General features: G+C 62.2%; 21 protein-coding genes. 11 read left to right on the top strand and 10 right to left on the bottom strand.

Annotation, left to right across the window (positions count from 1 at the left end; translation table 11 throughout):
* Positions 1-75: 75 nt before the first annotated feature.
* Together AC1RJY_RS05425 and AC1RJY_RS05430 are read left to right on the top strand one after the other, a co-directional pair.
* Positions 76-702, top strand: coding sequence for a TetR/AcrR family transcriptional regulator (locus AC1RJY_RS05425; protein ID WP_210063587.1), 627 nt, complete (start codon positions 76-78; stop codon positions 700-702).
* A gap of 82 nt (positions 703-784) precedes the next feature.
* Positions 785-1,396: a hypothetical protein gene (locus AC1RJY_RS05430; RefSeq protein WP_011775445.1), complete on the top strand. Its 612-nt coding sequence runs from the start codon at positions 785-787 to the stop codon at positions 1,394-1,396.
* A 17-nt stretch (positions 1,397-1,413) separates the two neighbouring features.
* Here AC1RJY_RS05430 and AC1RJY_RS05435 read toward each other — a convergent pair whose 3' ends face one another.
* Together AC1RJY_RS05435 and dapD are read right to left on the bottom strand one after the other, a co-directional pair.
* Positions 1,414-2,256, bottom strand: a complete 843-nt coding sequence (locus AC1RJY_RS05435; RefSeq protein WP_014922299.1) for a hypothetical protein — start codon at positions 2,254-2,256, stop codon at positions 1,414-1,416.
* A gap of 13 nt (positions 2,257-2,269) precedes the next feature.
* Positions 2,270-3,295, bottom strand: coding sequence for a 2,3,4,5-tetrahydropyridine-2,6-dicarboxylate N-succinyltransferase (gene dapD / locus AC1RJY_RS05440; RefSeq protein WP_498601745.1), 1,026 nt, complete (start codon positions 3,293-3,295; stop codon positions 2,270-2,272).
* An 85-nt stretch (positions 3,296-3,380) separates the two neighbouring features.
* Here dapD and dapE point away from each other — a divergent pair, with 85 nt between their 5' ends.
* Positions 3,381-4,505: a succinyl-diaminopimelate desuccinylase gene (dapE, locus tag AC1RJY_RS05445; RefSeq protein WP_498601746.1), complete on the top strand. Its 1,125-nt coding sequence runs from the start codon at positions 3,381-3,383 to the stop codon at positions 4,503-4,505.
* 71 nt (positions 4,506-4,576) lie between these two features.
* Here dapE and AC1RJY_RS05450 read toward each other — a convergent pair whose 3' ends face one another.
* The 4 genes from AC1RJY_RS05450 to AC1RJY_RS05465 all read right to left on the bottom strand — a co-directional run bounded on the left by AC1RJY_RS05450 (position 4,577) and on the right by AC1RJY_RS05465 (position 7,875).
* Positions 4,577-5,446, bottom strand: a complete 870-nt coding sequence (locus AC1RJY_RS05450) for an amino acid ABC transporter permease (protein ID WP_011775441.1) — start codon at positions 5,444-5,446, stop codon at positions 4,577-4,579.
* Positions 5,443-6,093: an amino acid ABC transporter permease gene (locus tag AC1RJY_RS05455; RefSeq protein WP_011775440.1), complete on the bottom strand. Its 651-nt coding sequence runs from the start codon at positions 6,091-6,093 to the stop codon at positions 5,443-5,445. The genes AC1RJY_RS05450 and AC1RJY_RS05455 overlap by 4 nt, the downstream gene beginning before the upstream one ends.
* Positions 6,094-6,189: 96 nt before the next feature.
* Complete coding sequence (locus AC1RJY_RS05460; protein WP_011775439.1) at positions 6,190-7,065, bottom strand: glutamate ABC transporter substrate-binding protein; 876 nt, start codon at positions 7,063-7,065, stop codon at positions 6,190-6,192.
* Between the two features lie 54 nt (positions 7,066-7,119).
* Positions 7,120-7,875, bottom strand: a complete 756-nt coding sequence (locus AC1RJY_RS05465) for an amino acid ABC transporter ATP-binding protein (RefSeq protein ID WP_011775438.1) — start codon at positions 7,873-7,875, stop codon at positions 7,120-7,122.
* Between the two features lie 163 nt (positions 7,876-8,038).
* On the opposite strand from AC1RJY_RS05465, the gene AC1RJY_RS05470 reads away from it, so the two are divergent.
* The 4 genes from AC1RJY_RS05470 (at position 8,039) to AC1RJY_RS05485 (ending at position 10,899) form a co-directional block, all read left to right on the top strand.
* A complete protein-coding gene (locus tag AC1RJY_RS05470; RefSeq protein ID WP_011775437.1) occupies positions 8,039-8,881 on the top strand; it encodes an LOG family protein in 843 nt (280 codons plus the stop codon).
* Between the two features lie 18 nt (positions 8,882-8,899).
* Positions 8,900-9,244 (top strand): DivIVA domain-containing protein, encoded by a 345-nt coding sequence (locus tag AC1RJY_RS05475; protein ID WP_498601749.1) that lies wholly within the window; start codon positions 8,900-8,902, stop codon positions 9,242-9,244.
* Positions 9,245-9,300: 56 nt separating this feature from the next.
* Positions 9,301-10,506, top strand: a complete 1,206-nt coding sequence (locus AC1RJY_RS05480) for a putative hexosyltransferase (RefSeq protein ID WP_043806200.1) — start codon at positions 9,301-9,303, stop codon at positions 10,504-10,506.
* 225 nt (positions 10,507-10,731) lie between these two features.
* Positions 10,732-10,899, top strand: coding sequence for a DUF3117 domain-containing protein (locus AC1RJY_RS05485; protein ID WP_009357720.1), 168 nt, complete (start codon positions 10,732-10,734; stop codon positions 10,897-10,899).
* Positions 10,900-10,985: 86 nt separating this feature from the next.
* Here the strand turns inward: AC1RJY_RS05485 and AC1RJY_RS05490 are convergent, their stop codons facing one another.
* Positions 10,986-11,618: an O-methyltransferase gene (locus AC1RJY_RS05490; RefSeq protein ID WP_011775434.1), complete on the bottom strand. Its 633-nt coding sequence runs from the start codon at positions 11,616-11,618 to the stop codon at positions 10,986-10,988.
* Positions 11,619-11,855: 237 nt separating this feature from the next.
* Between AC1RJY_RS05490 and sigE the strand changes: the two genes are divergently transcribed.
* Genes sigE through AC1RJY_RS05505 form a run of 3 tightly spaced genes read left to right on the top strand, consistent with a single transcriptional unit; the run spans position 11,856 to position 13,825 of the window.
* Positions 11,856-12,479 (top strand): RNA polymerase sigma factor SigE, encoded by a 624-nt coding sequence (sigE, locus tag AC1RJY_RS05495; RefSeq protein WP_011775433.1) that lies wholly within the window; start codon positions 11,856-11,858, stop codon positions 12,477-12,479.
* 7 nt (positions 12,480-12,486) lie between these two features.
* Complete coding sequence (locus tag AC1RJY_RS05500) at positions 12,487-13,428, top strand: hypothetical protein (protein ID WP_238324335.1); 942 nt, start codon at positions 12,487-12,489, stop codon at positions 13,426-13,428.
* A 10-nt stretch (positions 13,429-13,438) separates the two neighbouring features.
* Positions 13,439-13,825, top strand: a complete 387-nt coding sequence (locus AC1RJY_RS05505) for a twin-arginine translocase TatA/TatE family subunit (protein WP_011775431.1) — start codon at positions 13,439-13,441, stop codon at positions 13,823-13,825.
* 37 nt (positions 13,826-13,862) lie between these two features.
* Here the strand turns inward: AC1RJY_RS05505 and AC1RJY_RS05510 are convergent, their stop codons facing one another.
* From AC1RJY_RS05510 to AC1RJY_RS05520, 3 genes are read right to left on the bottom strand one after another with little or no spacing between them, the layout of a single operon-like run.
* Positions 13,863-14,990 carry an Mrp/NBP35 family ATP-binding protein gene (locus AC1RJY_RS05510; protein WP_011775430.1) on the bottom strand — a complete coding sequence of 376 codons (1,128 nt, stop codon included), beginning with the start codon at positions 14,988-14,990 and terminating at the stop codon, positions 13,863-13,865.
* A gap of 4 nt (positions 14,991-14,994) precedes the next feature.
* The gene (locus AC1RJY_RS05515; RefSeq protein ID WP_011775429.1) at positions 14,995-15,726 is read right to left on the bottom strand and encodes a DUF1003 domain-containing protein; all 732 of its coding nucleotides are present in this window, start codon (positions 15,724-15,726) and stop codon (positions 14,995-14,997) included.
* Positions 15,707-16,990, bottom strand: coding sequence for a magnesium transporter MgtE N-terminal domain-containing protein (locus AC1RJY_RS05520; protein WP_011775428.1), 1,284 nt, complete (start codon positions 16,988-16,990; stop codon positions 15,707-15,709). Before AC1RJY_RS05520 ends, AC1RJY_RS05515 begins: the two co-directional genes overlap by 20 nt.
* Before the next feature lie 76 nt (positions 16,991-17,066).
* Between AC1RJY_RS05520 and AC1RJY_RS05525 the strand changes: the two genes are divergently transcribed.
* Complete coding sequence (locus AC1RJY_RS05525) at positions 17,067-17,888, top strand: YflT domain-containing protein (RefSeq protein ID WP_187329891.1); 822 nt, start codon at positions 17,067-17,069, stop codon at positions 17,886-17,888.
* The last annotated feature ends 46 nt before the right edge of the window (positions 17,889-17,934 follow it).

A 17,934-nucleotide genomic window follows, 5' to 3' on the forward strand; every position in this document is an offset into this window, starting at 1 on the left:
CTACGCTAGCGGAAATCGGAGCCACGCCGCTCTCTGTTGAGCGGTGTTGAAGCACGTTCGTGCTAAAAAATACTGGTGCCCAAAATTGTTGATGCCGAAGCCCGGCGCCTTGAAGTTGTCCAAGCTGTCTTCCGGATCATTGCCAGCGACGGCTTGGAACGGGCATCCCTCAGGGAAGTAGCTGACGAAGCGGGGCTGGCTGTTGGCTCGGTGCGGCACTACTTCGCCAGCAGTGATGAACTTCTGGTTTTCTCCTTCGGGGCAGTCATTGATCGCATCGCCGGGCGTCTTGAGGCGGCGCTCACGTCCGTCGAGGAAGCATCACCGGAAAGCCCTGAGCAGCACAACGCCGTGCTGAATCTCCTGGGACAGGTCCTGCCCTTGGACGAGGAGCTGGCGGTAGACGCGTGCGTCTGGATGGCGTTCCGGCACGCCGCCAGGATCAAGCCCGTCCTGGCCGACGAAGCCGAGCGCAGCCACCGCGCTGTGGCCGCCATCGTCGGTCGCCTGATCATGATCCTGAGCCCGGGCGGGGCTGACGCGCAGCAAACCCTGGTGACTGAAGCTGAAAGGCTCTTGGCCACCATGGACGGGCTCTGCATGCACGCGCTGCTGCAGCCCGAGTGGATGACCGCGGAGATGTGCAGCGACGTCCTCACAGCCCACCTGCGATCCCTGGGAGCCGTGCCAGTCCACCGCTAAACCATCCTGCAGCGCCATTACCGTCCGCAGCCATCGGGAATAGACTGGGACATGTCGGGGACCTGCCAAGGGAGGAATTCGCATGCACGAGTCAGGCGGCCCGGGATGGCGCATCACTATGGATACGTCCGGGCCGATGCTCATCGCCCTGTACTTGCGCGATGTAGCGGGACTGGATGGCGCCGGCAAACCGATGCTCTCCCACGCTGCTCCGAAAGTCCGGCATGCCGACCACAAGCATCTCACCTCTGACGTGGGGGGCTTCCCGGCGCTCAAGACCGAGTGGGAGGCCTGGTGGGAGAGCCTGGTGAAGTCCTATCCCAACCCGGCTCCTGAGCTGGCACCGCCAAGCTTCAAGGCCTTCGGCAACTCGCCGGCACTGCAGCGCGTCCTGCAGGCACATTTTGGTTCAGCGCTCGGATGGGCCACGGACAGGATTGACGAGTACGCCCATCTTGAGGCAGCCCGTGAAGCCAACGGCGTGACGCACGTCCTGAACGAAATGGTGGAAGACAGGCTCCTTGAAGTCGGCCGCAGTTCCCGCGACTTCGAGCTCACCATTATTGAGCTGCCACTCAGTGAACCCCGTGCCTGGTATCTGGAACCGAGCACTATGATCATGAGCCACCGCCTGCTGTCCGAGCCTGACGTGTTCCGCAGTTACGTCCAGCCTGTGGTTGAGCTGCTCGCCTGAAGGAATTCCAGTAGGGCTTAGGTGGTAGGTGCCGATACGGTGATCGTGACGCCCTCGGAGGCCGCGGCAGAGGGTTGCCAGCCGTCGCGTTTTTGCCTGTTCCACGTCTGGCCTGCAAGGTCCACCTGCGTGATGGACAGGGTCTTGGCGTTTGCCACCGCCCAGTGAGCCACAGCCCAGGCCTGCGTTCCACCGATCTCCAGCTGAACCGAGCGACCCTGAATGGTGGCCGCTTGGGTGCCGAACGCCGTCGTGAATTCATCGACGACGACGGCAGGGTCACCGGCCGCCTCCGGCATGCGCAACTCGCAGTTCAAAGAAGCGGTGGAGTGTCCGGTGAGAGCGGAAGCGAAGGCCCGGCCCATGCCCTCATGCTGGGCGTAAGCGCGGGGGAAAGCGGAACGTTGGACCGCTTGTGCTGCTTGGGTGATTTCCATGGATTCGTAGCCGGCCACCTTGACCAGTCCGTCAAAGAACGCGTTGCTTGCATAGACGGGGTCCATGACTTGTTCTTCGGTTCCCCAGCCTTGCGAGGGCCGCTGCTGGAACAATCCGCGGGAGTCCGGCCCGGCGTCGTCGCCGTAATTGATGTTGCGCAGCCTTGATTCCTGCATGGCCGTGGCCAGGGCAATGCTTGCTGCCCTGGGTGGAAGTCCGCGCTGGACCGAAATCGCGGAGATGAGCGAAGCGTTCGCAGCCTGGTCCGTGGCAAGCTCATGGCTTTCAGAGCCGACAATGGCAAAGCAGCGCTCCGTGACCAGGGTCTCGGAGCGCTGCAGCACTGCGACTATTGCGTAAATGGCACCTGCTACGAGGGCCAAAGCCAGCACCGCAACCATGGCGCGGCGGAACCGGCGCATTGATTCTCTCCTGCTAGTTGGCGTGGAGAGCCTCATTCAGCTCCACGGTCTGGCCCTTGCGGGGAAGTACTTCCACGCCGCCGGTGGTGGAGTTGCGGCGGAAGAGCAGGTTGGGAACGCCGGAGAGTTCCACGGCCTTGATGATCTTGCTGGTGTCCTCGCCGTTCTCGTCCTTGGGGCCTGGAACGCGCACACGGGTACCGGCGGTGACGTACAGGCCCGCCTCCACCACGGAGTCGTCGCCAATGCTGATGCCTACGCCGGAGTTGGCGCCGAGCAGAACACGCTCGCCCAGTGCGATCTTTTCCTTGCCGCCACCGGAGAGCGTGCCCATGATGGACGCTCCGCCGCCGACGTCCGTACCGTCACCGGCCACGACGCCTGCCGAGATGCGGCCTTCCACCATGGAAGTGCCAAGGGTTCCTGCGTTGAAGTTCACGAAGCCTTCGTGCATGACCGTGGTGCCTTCGGCGAGGTGGGCACCCAAACGGACGCGGTCGGCGTCGGCAATGCGAACACCGGAGGGGATCACGTAATCGACCATCCGCGGGAACTTGTCCACGCCGAAGACCACAACGTTGCCGCGCTTGCGCAGGCGGGCACGGGTCAGTTCGAAGCCGTCCACAGCTGCGGGACCGAAGTTGGTCCACACAACGTTGGGCAGCTTGCCGAAGACACCGTCCAGGTTGATGCTGTTCGGCTTGACCAAACGGTGGGAGAGGAGGTGCAAACGCAGGTACGCGTCGGCCGTGTCTGCAGGGGCGGCGTCGAGGTCGATCTGTGCAAAGACAACCTTCTGCTCGGTTCCGCGGTCGGCGTCCTTGCCTTCCTCGGCAAGTGCGGTGAGCGCAGGATCGGCATTGTCCACGTCGCGCAGGGTTTCGGCGGTGACACCAAGCGCGGGTGCCGGGTACCAGACGTCCAGCACGGTTGCTTCCCCGGAAGCCGAGGTGGCGATGGTGGCGAGGCCGAAGCCATAGGCTGATCGGTGGTTGGCGGGCGCGTTTGCGGGCACAGCAGAGGAAGCAGTTTCAGTCATGCGCCAAGTCTATCCAGCAGGCAGAGGTCGGTTAAAACCCGTCTCATGCCATAGAAGTCGCAATTGCGGGCATTAGGCTGGACGGGTGACCCTGAACCCTGCTCCCGCCCTCCTTGACCTGCGCCAGGACGTTGCCGTGCTGACAGCCGCGCTCATTGACTTCAACAGCGTGTCCGGCAACGAGACCGAACTCGCCGACGCCGTCGAGTCCGCCCTTCGTGCCATCCCGGCCTATACCGTGACCCGTGACGGCGACGCCATCATTGCGCGCACCGAACTTGGCCGTTCCGAGCGCGTCATCCTGGCCGGACATCTGGACACCGTGCCCCTTCCCACCGTGGAGGGCTCACTGGGCACCGTTCCGGCCACGTGGGAGTCCGGGGTTCCCGGTGAAGGCATCCTGTACGGGCGCGGGACCACAGACATGAAGGGTGGCGTGGCGGTGCAGCTCGCCCTCGCGGCAACACTGTTCGACGACGGGCGGCAGCCGGACAAGGACGTCACCTTCGTCTTCTACGACCATGAGGAAGTGGAAGCGGTCAAGAGCGGCCTCGGAAGGTTGGTCCGCAACCACGGTGACCTGTTGCAGGGCGACTTCGCGATCCTGCTGGAGCCAACCCACGGCACGGTGGAAGGCGGCTGCAACGGCACCAGCCGCTTCGAAGCCACCACCATCGGCGAAACAGCCCACTCTGCACGCGCATGGATGGGCGTCAACGCGATCCACGCCGCAGCCCCCATCCTGGCGCGGCTCGCCGACTACGAACCGCAGACCATCAACGTGGACGGCCTCGATTACCGTGAGAGCCTCAACGCGGTGAAGATCAACGGCGGAACTGCCGGCAACGTGATCCCGGACCGCTGCGTGGTGGAAATCAACTACCGTTTCGCTCCGGACAAAACACCGGACCAGGCCGAGGCCCACGTCCGGGACCTCTTGGAGGGATTCGACGTCGTCCGTACGGACGCCGCTGCCGGCGCGCGTCCTGGACTCAATCACCCGGCCGCAGCCTCCTTCGTTGCCGCAGTCGGTGCCGAGCCCAAGCCCAAATACGGATGGACCGACGTCGCGCGTTTCAGTGAGCTGGGCATCCCGGCTGTGAACTTCGGACCCGGCGATCCGCTGCTGGCTCACAAGGACAACGAGCACGTCGACGCCGATGCCATCCGTGAGTGCCTCCGTGCACTGAGGACGTGGCTGGCGCCGTAGCCCTCAGGGTTGCCCCCAACAAAAGAAGGTCCGCAGCCGGTGGCTGCGGACTTTCTTTTTTGGTGCGGGGATTACTTCTTGTTGTCCGTACCGGGTACGTTGACCTCGAGGTCCACCGTCTTGATGGCCGATGCCATGCCGCCGGCGGCCTTCTTGGAACCGCGGCGTTCAATCATGATCGCAATCCGTGACACCGTCAGGTTGATCAGGATGTAGATCGCAGCGCCCACAAAGAAGGCGGGGAACAGGAAGTCAGGGCCAAGGAAGTCGGCCATGATTTGGATCTTCCGCAGGAGTTCCTCATAGCCCACGATGTAGCCGAGCGAGGTGTCCTTGAGCAAAACCACCAACTGGGCAACCAAGGACGGAAGCATCCGGCGCACAGCCTGAGGGAACTCGATGGACATCCGTGACTGGAAACTGCGGAGGCCGATGGCCAGACCAGCCTCGCGTTGTCCCTTGGGGAGAGACTGGATGCCTGCACGCAGGATCTCAGCGAAGATGGCGGCGTTGTAGAGAACCAAGCCAACAACCACGGCCTGGAACTGACCTGTGGCGAAAACCAGCAGGACGAACAACATCATAAGGACCACGGGCATGCCGCGGAGGAACTCAAGCACTACCTGCGTGGGTATCCGGATCCAGGGAATCAAGGAAATACGCAGCAGGCAGAGCGCAATGCCCAAGGGGAATGCGATCACGGCTGCCACAGCGGCTGCGGCCAGCGTGGCGAGGATGCCTTGGCCGATCAGGCTCCAGACATCGGGTGCCATGGGGCCGTAGAAGATCTCCCAACGGTCTGCGTCGAAGATGCCTTGCTGCGCCAGCGTTGTGACGGCGATGGCGAGGATGCCGAGGATGATCAGAATTCCGGCGGCGGAGCCCAGGAGCGAATACAGGCGGGCCTTGGGCCCGGGGACGTCGTACAGGACCGATGTCATCGGGCAATCGCCACCTTTCGTTCAACAAAGTGCGCCAGAAGTCCCAAAGGAACCGTGATCAAGAGGTAGAAGAAAGCCACCCCAAGGAGGATCCAGAGGACTTGGTTGCCGTAGTCATTGGAGAGCTGGCGGCCGTAACCGAAAAGCTCCAGGACAAAGAACGCGCCGGCCACCGAGGAGTTCTTGACCAGTGCAATCAGGATGTTGATCAACGGAGGAATGACGGTGCGTACGGCTTGGGGGAGGACGATGAAGCCCAAAACCTGTGTGAAGGTCATGCCTACGCTGCGGGCAGCTTCCGCCTGGCCAACAGGCACGCTGTTGACGCCGGAACGGACGGCTTCGGCGATGAAGGCTGCCGTGTAACTGCTCAACGCGATGATGGCCGCGACTTCGAACTGTTCGAACTTAACGCCCAACCGGGGCAAAACGATGGCGGCGAAAAAGAAAATGATGGTCAATGGGGTATTACGTGCCACTTCAACATAGAACATGCTGAAACCGCGAAGTGCTGCCACGGGGGAAACCCTCATGGCCGCCAGGAGTGTGCCGACAATGAGGGCAATGATTCCTGAAATTACGGAGAGATAAAGGGTTCGGAGAAATCCGTCCCAATATTCGGGGAGGCTTGCTATGACGGCGTCCATGGCTTCCTTTGGCTGCAGCTAATCAGGGAACAGGGTCCTGGATTCGTCAACTGCCGCCGTCCCGATGGGCGGCGGCAGTTGACGGGTCCCGACTAGCTAGTAGCGGTTGATGGCAGGAAGTTCAGGGGCAGTCTTGATGACCTTGCCTGCAGTGGCTTCCCAAGCCTTCTTGTAGGTATCGTCCTTGGCGAATCCCTCAAGCTGGTCGTTGATCCAGTTGCGGAACACGGTGTCATCCTTCTTCAGGCCGATGCCGTAAGGCTCCTTGGTGAAGGTTTCATCCGAGGCGAGCTTGAAGGCGTCCGGCTCCTTGTCGACGTAGCCGGCGAGGATGACGTTGTCGGTGGTAACGGCGACAACCTGCTTGTTACGCAGGGGCTCCAGGCAGGCGGTGTAGGTGGCCGCAGGGACTACCTCTGCGCCGTACTTTTCGGCGATGGTCTTGGCCGGGGTGGAACCCGTGACGGAGCAGACCTTCTTGCCCGAGACATCTTCAGGCTTGGTGATGGAGGTATCGTCCTTGTTCACCAGCAACGCCTGGCCTGCTTCGTAGTAAGGGCCGGCAAAGGCGACCTTTTCCTTGCGGGCATCGTTGATGGTGTACGTGGCGATCACAAGATCGACGCGACCCTGCTCGATGAACGACTCACGGTTCTGGGAGACCGTCTCTACCCACTCGATTTTGTCAGCCGGAATACCAAGCTTTGCGGCGATTGCCTTGCCCATTTCGACGTCGAAACCGACAGGCTTGCCATCCAGGCCCTTCTGGCCGAACAACGGCTGGTCGAACTTGGTCCCGATTTTGATCGTCTGGGCCTTGTTCAGCTTCTCCATGGTGGTGCCGGCTTCAAAGCTTGCCGAGGCAACCGGGGGAGTGGTTGTGCTGCCGCCGCCGCAAGCGCTCAGCGAGAGGGCAAGCGCAGCCGATGCGGCCACCAGGAGTGACTTCCTCCGGGTAATAAGAGACTTCATGATGTTCCTTTCATTGGATGGCCGCCTTACGGCCGGGGTGCGGGCGGTAAGGAGCTAGTGGGTCAAGAGCTTGGACAAGAAGTCCTTGGCGCGAGTGCTCTTCGGGTTGGTGAAGAATTCCTCGGGAGTTGCGTCTTCCACGATCTGACCGTCGGCCATGAACACCACGCGGTCAGCGGCCTTGCGGGCGAAGCCCATTTCGTGCGTGACCACGATCATGGTCATGCCTTCCTTGGCCAGCTGGATCATGACGTCCAGTACTTCGTTGATCATTTCGGGGTCCAACGCGGAGGTGGGCTCGTCGAACAGCATCACCTTCGGCTTCATGGCAAGAGCACGGGCAATGGCCACACGCTGCTGCTGGCCGCCGGAGAGCTGGGCGGGAAGCTTCGGTGCTTGGTGCCCGACGCCTACGCGCTCAAGGAGGGCCATGGCCTCCTTGTCAGCCGTGCCCTTGGCCACCTTCTTAACCTTGATGGGGCCCAGCGTGACGTTCTCAAGAATCGTCTTGTGGGCGAACAGGTTGAAGGACTGGAACACCATTCCGACGTCGGCACGCAAGTGCGCTAGGTCCTTGCCTTCTTCGGGGAGCTTCTTCCCGTCGATGGCGATGTCGCCGTCGTCGATGGTTTCCAAACGGTTGATCGCACGGCAGAGAGTGGATTTACCGGAACCTGAAGGTCCGATAACCACCACGACTTCACCCTTTTGAACCTGGAGGTTGATGTCCTTGAGGACGTGCAATTGACCGTAGTGCTTGTTGACGCCGTTCAGGGAGACGAGGGCATCGCCGGACGCTTGAGTAGTCATACGACGAATCTAGCGAACAAAGAAGCAAATATGACCACGGTCACGGCAACTTCCTGAAGATCGTGACTGAACAGAAACCTGCTCCCCAGCGAGATACCAGACTGCAATGCAAGAAGCGGGTCGCAGCGACGGAGCATGCCGTCATCCGCGCTAGCCTTGGGCAATGAGCATCAGCCAGCACCCCATTCCCCACCCGGATGCCAACGGTCGCGTCACGGGCACCCACGTGCCGCTCCCCTCGGAGATCGCACCCGCCAAGCACAAAGGCTCCCTTGAGCTCCGACGCAAACAAGCGGACACGGGAATGTCGGACCAGCATTTGCTGGATACCAGTGGTGCCGGGCAATTCATCCACACCGATCCGTGGCGTGTCCTGAGGATCCAGAGTGAGTTCGTGGAGGGCTTTGGAGCCCTGGCTGACCTGGGACCTGCCGTCAGTGTGTTCGGTTCGGCGCGGACCAAGCCGGGAACCGAGTACTACGAGATGGCCGTGGACGTGGGGCGCAAACTCGCTGAAGCCGGGGTCGCGGTGATCACCGGTGGCGGCCCCGGATCCATGGAAGCTGCCAACAAGGGTGCCGTGGAAGGCAACGGAGTCTCAGTGGGCCTGGGCATTGAACTGCCATTTGAGCAGGGACTCAACCAGTGGGTGGACCTGGGCATCAACTTCCGGTACTTCTTCGCCCGCAAGACCATGTTCGTCAAGTACGCGCAGGGCTTCGTAGTGCTCCCCGGAGGGCTTGGCACCTTGGATGAGTTGTTCGAGGCAATGGTGCTTGTCCAAACCCGCAAGGTGACCTCGTTCCCCATCGTGCTGCTCGGTGTTCGGTTCTGGGGACCCATGCTTGAGTGGATCAGGGACACCCTGGTGGCAGAAGGCATGGTGTCCGAGAAGGACCTCGACCTGATCCAGTTGGTGGACGACCCCGCCGATGCCGTGCACCGTGTCCTGCACGGCGCACCACTTCCGCCTACCACCAACGGAAACCAGCAGCGCCCGGAGTAGGCGGCCGTTTCTGGCACGATGGACCCTGTGAGCTTTTTCCTGGTGTTTCTCGCGATAGTCCTCGTCGGTGCGGCGCTGTATCTCGGTGCCGGGATCCTACGGGGGCGTTCGATCGGATCGGGACTTGATCAACCGGTCCCCAACCTGCCCGCTGTCCTGCTGCCGGAGAATGCCAAGCCCGCAGACATCGACTCCTTGAGCTTTGCCCTGGGGCTTCGCGGGTACCGCATGGATCAGGTTGACCAGGTCCTGGAGGAGCTCAGAGACCAGCTGCAGGCCAAGGACCGCGAGATCGAACGACTTGGCGTCTTGGTACAGCAGCCGCGTCGTGAGGGCGGCGAAACCGGTCGGACCCAGCCGTGAGCTCACGAACCCCCACGGATCGGCTTTCCCACGGGCTCTCGACCGCGGCAGTAAGAATGGCTGGATGGCCTTGGTGGCTGCAGGTTTCCTTGATTTTTGTGGTGGCCAGAATGGTCAGTGCATGTATCTTCATGGCGGCTGCCATTCACCAGGGAACAAATCCTTGGTTCCCGCCGGCCCCGGATTACTGGAACTTCATCACTATCTGGGATGGACGCTGGTACCAGGAAGCTGCCGATAACGGTTACCCCTCGATCCTGCCCGTAGACGCGAATGGTGTGGTACAGCAGAACGCATGGGCGTTCTATGCGCTCTTTCCCTTCCTGGCCCGGGGTCTCTCGGCAGCCACGGGGATAGGAACCTTCCCGGCGCTCACCATCATCGCCATGCTGGCGGGTGTGGGCGCAGCTTTGGTGATTTACAAGCTCTTCCGCGAGTTCGCAGGCAAGCGCGCCGCACTCTGGGGCGTCGTCTTCGTCTCTACTTTTCCCGTGTCGCCGATCCTCCAGGTCCCGTATGCCGAGTCCTTGAATCTGCTGCTGTTGTCCGGCTCCTTGTTGCTGGTGGTCCGCCGCCGATATCTGGCCGCAATTCCGGTTGTGCTCCTGATGTGCTTGTCCAGGCCGACGGGGGTACCCTTCGCAGCCATGATGGGCTTGCTGCTGATTTGGCGTGTATGGCAGCGCTTCGGGCGGTCCAGGACGCTATCGGCCCAAGCTTCGGTCCGTGATGACGACGAGACGACGTCGGTGCGCGGCTTGCTTTCACTGGGCGCACTGGTGCTTGCAGCGGGCATCGGAGCTCTCGCATGGCCGGCCATCGCTTGGGCTACTACCGGTGAATTTACTGCCTACACACGGACTGAAACAGCATGGCGGGGGCACGATCTTGTGCCCTTCAAACCATGGTTCGACACGGGTCGGATGCTGTTTGGTCCTGTGCTGGGCGTGCTGGCCCCCTTCGTCTTCGCCGCTCTTTTCGTGCTGGTCATGATGTCGAAGCCCGTCAGAGCCCTCGGAGCAGAGCTGCGGCTGTGGTGTGCCTGCTACATGGGATACCTGCTGGTCTTCCTGCATCCTCAGACCAGTACGTTCAGAATGCTGTTGCCCCTTTTCCCGCTGGCACTGGGCGTGGCATTGCTGTCCAAGTCCAAGGCGTACCGGGGAACCGTGGTGGTGATGTTCGTCCTCCTCCAGATCGTCTGGGTGGTGTGGCTGTGGGCGTGGGCTCCGCTCCCCGGGGGCGGGGACTATCCGCCCTGACGTGGACCTTTGCTGCGTGAAGGGAGTATGTACAAAGCCCGGACAAATAGGTGTTTGATTCGCTACGGACGGGTAATTACGGGATAATGGACTAAGAGCAAGGACAAAGCACCGAAAAGTGCCCGGCCAAGGCGGCCTCCAAGCGGTGCCGCCGGCTGCAATTGCGACGCGGAACCAGCCCGGCCGGGTTGGCGTGACTTGGGACAAATGGAGGGGATTTTCCTAATGGCGGCTATGAAACCACGTACCGGCGACGGCCCTATGGAAGTTACCAAAGAGGGACGCAGCTTGATCATGCGTGTGCCGCTCGAAGGCGGAGGACGACTCGTTGTCGAGCTCAACGCTGCGGAAGCGGCCAACCTCAAGGAATGCCTCGTAGGCGTTACTGAATAGGCGTTTTGAATAGAGTTACACAGCAGGGCCCGGCAAGCCGAGGCCCTGCTGTTGTTTAAGCTGTTCTCGTGCCACTGAAGGGCGATCTATTTCTTGACAGCCACCAGAAGCCCGTCGCCCGTCGGCAGCATCGCGGAAGCCAGCCGCTCGTCGTCGCGAATTGCCTTTACGATCTGACGCAGGACCACGGTGGTGGCGTCCCGCGCCGCCGGATTGGAGACACGGTCCTTGTCCAAAGCATCGTTGATGACCAAGGTGCCTCCGGACTTCAAGAGACGGATTGCCTGTTCCACGTACTTGGGGAAGTTTGGCTTGTCGGCATCGATGAAGACGAGGTCGTACGCGGAGTCGGTCAGGCGAGGCAACACATCAGCTGCGCGGCCTGAGATGGTGCGGGTACGGTTGGCCGGACTGCCCGACTCCAGGAACGCTTCCCTGGCGGCTTTAAGGTGTTCGACGTCCACGTCGATGGTGGTCAGCACAGCATGGGGGCTTAGTCCACGCAGCAAGCAAACCCCGGACACTCCGGCACCCGAACCGACTTCCACCACGGTCTGGGCCTTTGAAGCGGCAGCGAGCACTGTCAGCACTGCACCCACACCGGGGCTGATAGGGGTAACACCGAGTTCAAAGGACCGCTCCCGGGCGCGCAACAACACGTCATCCTCAGCCGGCAGATCTTCTGCGTAGGACCAGCTGCTTGACTTGTCGGCACTCATGAAGGGGTTCGCTTTCCGCGGGTAGGGGTGTTTGTACCAAGACTACTGGGTCCGCACCGGTAAACCCGCTGCAGGGGAGCTCCTCCGAGCCTGTGTCCGTCACCGAGTTCAGCCTTGCGGAGAAATGGCCCGCCAGTCAGGAAATTCCCAGACAAACTTGGGATGATAATGCTCCGGTCATCCATGAGGTGGGCGGCACCGAAGATTCGGTGTACCAGAGTTTGAGGGGAGTGGACGATGCCGGCATCGCATGCTGCGCCAGTCCAAACAACGGAAAGCCTTGAGGCCGTTACTGATTGGGTCATGCCCAGCTGGGAGGAAGTGGTTTCGAACCACTCCGCCAAGGTGTATCGCCTCGCCTATCGCCTGACCGGCAACAAGTTCGACGCCGAGGATCTCACGCAGGAGGTCTTCGTCAGGGTGTTTCGTTCACTTGAGAATTTCAAGCCGGGAACCCTGGATGGCTGGTTGCACCGCATCACCACCAACCTATTTCTGGATCAGGCGCGCCGCAAGAGCCGAATCCGCTTCGATGCGCTCGCCGAGGATGCCGAATCCCGTTTGCCCGGTCGCGAGCCCGGCCCGGAACAGAGCTTCGAGCACAACAACCTTGACCTTGATGTCCAGCGGGCCCTGGAAGAACTCCCACCGGACTTCCGCGCCGCCGTCGTGCTGTGTGACCTTGAGGGCCTTTCGTACGACGAAGTCGCCGAGGCGCTCGGTGTGAAGCTGGGGACCGTCCGATCCCGCATCCACCGGGGGCGCACCATGCTGCGCGAGAAACTTGCCCACCGCGACCCCCGTCCGGCAGAGGCCCGCAAGCCGCGGTTGAAGATGCCCCGCATCGCCAGCATTCTTTAGGGTGTCGATGCCTCGACGTTCACTTCGTCCGGGAGCCCTTTCCCGACGCAGATTGGCTGCGCTGCGCCATCCGCGCACGCCGGAACACCTCCAGGACTGCGCGGAGTGCCGAATTGCGCTCCGCCGGGAGCGGCAGTACCTTGAACGCCTTCGTGGAGCGGCTGTCCCCGAAGCAAGCCAGGATCTTGCCGCGCGATTGATCCAGCACACCGAACGCCTGGCCAACGAGCCGGCCCCAACGTACTCAACCTCCACGCCGCAACATCCGTTCGGTCGCTTCCGGGGCCTTCGCATTGCGGGCATTGCCGCGGGTACCTTGGCGGTCAGTGCAGGGGCCTTGGCGGTCTCGGCCTACGTAATCGCCGGTGATGAGGATTCGCGCGTCCTCGCGGGACCATCTGACCTTGGCGCGGTTGCCGGTGCTTGGACAGGTAACCCTGCAGAATCGATGGTTGGCCCCGCTTTTCGGGCGGGCAGCACGGTCAGCTTGAGCCCTGCGCAGTTGGAGTCACTGCGGGACGAAGGATGGGCCTGTCCTGAGCTGTCCGGAATGGGCTTCCACGTCGTGTCCGCCCAAGCCACCATGCTCAACGGCAACCCTGCTGTGGAGATCAGGCTCGAAAGCAACGGTCACTACGCCACCATTGTGGAGGAACACCTGCCGGCTAATGGGTCCGGACCCGGGCGCTCCAGGTCGGCGCAGCTTTCTGTCACGCAAGGAATCCCGTGGAAGGCTGTATACACCATGCCAGCGGCCGTCATCAGCTATGCTTCCGACCTCCCGGCGGACAGTGCAGACGACGCCGTCCCGGAAATCGTCCGGGCGGGGGAGTCCATGGCGTTGATTTCCGCCGACGAAGATCCAGAGGCATGGTACAAAAGGGTGCTGCGAGGCCTCCAAACCTTGCTGCGTCCTGCTGGTTTAGGAGCGGCACCACAGACAAGGTAATCTTCGTATCGTGCTTGGAATCAACGGCCCGGAGTTCATACTCCTTCTGATTATCGGCGTACTCGTCATCGGTCCCAGCCGTTTGCCCGAATACACTCAAAAGCTCGCCAACCTGGTTAAGGAAGTGCGCCGGATGGCTTCCGGCGCCCGCGAGCAGATCAAAGAAGAAGTCGGCATCGACATCGATGAGGTCGACTGGAAGAAATACGATCCCCGTCAGTACGATCCCCGTCGCATCATCAAGGATGCGCTCCTGGACGACGACACCAAGCCGGTCAGTGCCGGCGCCCCCGTAGCTGCTGCTGCAGCAGCAGGTGCCAAACCCAAGGCCCCTGCGCGGATCATCGAGCGGCTTGCCGAGGGCGAAGCCGCCCCGTTCGATACCGAAGCAACCTGAGCCGAGGCATCTGCCAGACCAGGGAAGGGCCGCCGGTTCAGCGCGGCTGGATTCCCAAAGGCATGCCGGACAGCCCGCGTGGCCGGGTTGCCAAGGCTGCAGCAACACCCTCCATCGCTTTGGCGGCGGCCGTTTCGGGTGCGGCCAGAACTACGGGTTTCCCGGCGTCGCCGCCCTCCCGCAAGCGGATGTCCAGTGGAATCTGGCCGAGGAGCGGAACCTCGGTGCCCACAGCAGCGCTCAACCGCTCAGCCAGGATGGCACCCCCGCCACTTCCGAACAATTCCATGCGCCCGCCGTCGGGCATTTCCAAGTAGGACATGTTCTCGATGACACCGGCCACCTTCTGCCCTGTCTGGGTGGCGATGGTTCCGGCACGTTCGGCGACGTCCGCAGCAGCTGCCTGCGGCGTGGTGACCACCAGGATTTCCGCGTTGGGCAAGAGCTGCGCCACGGAAATCGCGATGTCCCCTGTGCCAGGGGGAAGGTCCAGGAAGAGGGCATCGAGATCGCCGAAGTAAACATCGGTGAGGAATTGCTCAAGGGCCCTGTGCAGCATCGGACCGCGCCACGCCACCGGCTGGTTGCCCGCAACGAACATGCCGATGGAGATGACCTTCACGCCGTAAGCCACAGGCGGAAGGATCATGTCGTCCACTTGGGTGGGCTTTTGCGTGATGCCCATCAGGGCGGGGACGGAGAAGCCGTGCACATCGGCGTCCACAATGCCCACGCGGAGGCCCTGGGCGGCCAGTGCACAGGCCAGGTTGACGGTGACGGATGACTTGCCCACGCCGCCTTTTCCGCTGGCTACGGCGTACACCTTGGTCAGGGACCCAGGCTTGGTGAAGGGTATGCCACGCTGTCCACCGGGGCCGCGGAGCTGTTCCTTGAGGGCTTCGCGCTGCTCTGGGGTCATGACCTTCAGTTCCACGTCCACGCCTGTGACGCCTTCTACGCGGGTGAGGGCGTCGGTGGCGTCCTTGGTAATGGTCTCGCGCAAGGGGCACCCGGCGATGGTCAGCAGAACGGCAACGTGCACGGCTCCGTCATCATCGGCAGACACCGACTCCACCATCCCGAGTTCCGTGATGGGGCGCCGGAGCTCGGGATCGATGACGGTTGCCAAGGCAGCGTGCAGCGCCTCGGCCGATGCGGTGGTCATATGGTCAGGCTCGGCTTTCGGGGTTTCCCGGCGATGGTTTGCCGGTGGAATGTTGTGGACCTGCGGCCCTTGGCGGGCGGACCTTCGGAATCTGCTGTGTGCGGGGCCCGCGCGATTTGTCGCGCTTCTCCTTCAGTTTCTCCTTGACCTTCTCACCCGGCGATTCCGTGCCATCAGCGGAGGCTTCGTTCTCGCGGAGCTCTTCCTGAGCATCGATGATGTCTTCCAGCAGGCTTCGGAGCTCAGTCCGGACATAGTCACGGGTTGCTACCTCACGCAAAGCAATGCGGAGCGAGGCCAACTCCCTCGTCAGGTACTCGGTGTCGGAGAGGTTGCGTTCGGCACGCTGGCGGTCCTGCTGGAGCGAGACACGGTCGCGGTCATCCTGCCGGTTTTGGGCCAGCAGGAGGAGCGGCGCCGCGTAGGAGGCTTGAAGGGACAGCATGAGCGTCAGCAGGGTGAAGCCCAGCTCCATGCGGTCGAATTGCCAGTCCGTGGGTGCGAACGAGTTCCACGCAAGCCAGAACACGCAGAACACCGTCATGTAGACGAGGAACGTAGGCGTGCCCATGAACCGGGCGAAGCCCTCCGTGGCGTTTCCGAAAGCATCCGGGTTCGGTGAGAACTTGGGCAGGATGCGTTGGCGACCACTCAAAGGCGTGTCAAGGCTGCTGCTCGAGCGTCCTGAGGACTTGGGGGATCGGGTGGCGTTGTTATCAGCCAATGCGGCCTCCAAGTTTCCTTATAGGGGCGTCGTCCTCATGGGCGCGCCAGTCATCCGGCAACAGGTGATCCAGCACGTCATCAACAGTCACCGCCCCCACAAGGCGGCCGTCGTCGTCCACGACTGGAAGTGAATTCAAGTTGTACGTGGCCAGGGTCCGGGCAACTTCGGAGATGTGGGCCTGGTCCGAAAGGGGCTCAAGATTCTTGTCCACGAGGTTGCCCAGCGGTTCCGGCGGAGGGAAACGCAGAAGCTGTTGGATATGAACCACGCCCAGGAAGCGTCCGGTGGGGGTCTCCAAGGGAGGGCGGGCGATAAAGATGGATGAGGCCAGTGCGGGTGAGAGCTCCTCACGCCGGACATGCGCCAGGGCCTCGGCCACTGTGGCTTCCGGCGGCAGGATGACCGGGACCGGTGTCATGAGGCCACCGGCGGTGTCTTCGTCGTACTCCAGGAGGCGGCGGACGTCCTCGGCCTCCTGGGGTTCCATGAGTTGGAGAAGTTCTTCGGCCTGCGCTGAAGGAAGCTCGGCCAGGAGGTCGGCGGCGTCGTCAGGATCCATCTCTTCGAGGACGTCAGCGGCGCGTTCCACATCAAGTGCGGAGAGAATCTCCACTTGGTCATCTTCCGGGAGTTCCTGGAGAACATCGGCAAGGCGCTCATCCTGGAGCTCACTGGCCACTTCAAAACGCCGTTTGTCGCTCATTTCCTGAAGGGCTTCAGCAAAGTCGGCAGGTTTCAGGTCTTCGTGCGTGGCAACGAACTGCGTAGCGGCCTGGGGCTCGTTGTGGGCGCCGGTCTGGGCATCGGCCCAGTCGATGATCAGGGTCTCGTTGCGGCGGAGCCTGCCAAAGGGGGACAGGGAGTGGCCGCGGCGGACGAACAGCTTGCTGACGAACCAGTCCTTGGACCGGTGCTGGTCCATGGCAATGTCCTCGATCGTCGCGTCTCCACTGCCGTCCGCCAGCGTCACGCGGCGGTCGAACATTTCAGCGACCACCAGTGTTTCGGCACCGCGCTGCTCGAAGCGCCGCAGGTTGACCAGGCCAGTGCAAATGATTTGCGTCTGGTCGATGGACGTAATGCGGGTCATGGGAACAAAGACGCGCTTCTTGCCAGGAACTTCAACCACGATGCCCACCACATGGGGAGCACCACGGGTGCCGCGGGAGAGCACCACGACGTCGCGCAACCGGCCAAGACGATCGCCCAGGGGGTCGAAGACGTCCAAGCCGAGCAGGCGCGCGACAAAGACGCGTGAGGGATGTGTGCTCATGTTTACAGGCTACCGAGTCTGCTCTCTTTTAGCTGAATTCCAGCCACTACACATGTCCATGAGACACAATGGGGCTATGTCAAACATTTTTGGTGCTCCCAAAGCCGTTGAGGAATCCCGCAGTGTCCCCCAAGGCGACACCGTGGGCTCGTACACCTCGTATTTGGATGCCCAGAAGGCGGTGGACTACCTCGCAGACCAGCAGTTCCCTGTTCAGCTGGTGTCGATCGTGGGCAATGACCTCAAAATGGTGGAGCGCGTGACCGGCCGCCTGAGCTACCCGAGGGTGGCTTTGTCCGGCGCCCTGAGCGGCATGTGGTTCGGCCTCTTCGTCGGCGTCATGTTGTCCTTCTTCACTCCCGCCGGCGGCCCGTTCTCCATCATCACTTCGGTGCTCATGGGTGCGGCTTTCTTCATGCTGTTCGGCATCGTCACCTATGCCACCCAGCGCGGGAAGCGTGACTTCACCTCCACCAGCCAAGTGGTTGCCACCAACTACGATGTCATCGTCGCCGTGGAGGCAGCCCACGAGGCCCGCCGTTTGCTCCACCAGCTGCCGATGAACCCGTCGCAGGCAGCCGCACCGCAGGCCGCCAACTACAACCAGCAGAATGCGCCGTTCCAGCAGCCCGGCCAGGCGCCTGAGCGGCCTTCCACGTGGAACGATCCCTACGGCCAGCGTGGCCCCGAGTCCAACGGTTCCAGTACTCCTGAGGGACAGAACGCCCCAGTGGACCAGTCCGCGCAGAACCCGGCACCGGCAGCTGTCCGTTACCCCGACCTCCCGGACGGTCGTCCGCAGTACGGCGTCCGTGTGACCGACGGCCAGAGCCAAGGGCAGAACACCCCGCAGGAAGAGGGACATCAGTCCACCTCCGAGGGGTCGACCAAGCAGTAGGGCTTCGCCGGAGCAAAAGGCTTCCGTCAAGCACAAGAAAGGGAAG

Source organism: Arthrobacter sp. GW822-FHT05G07, assembly GCF_058799755.1.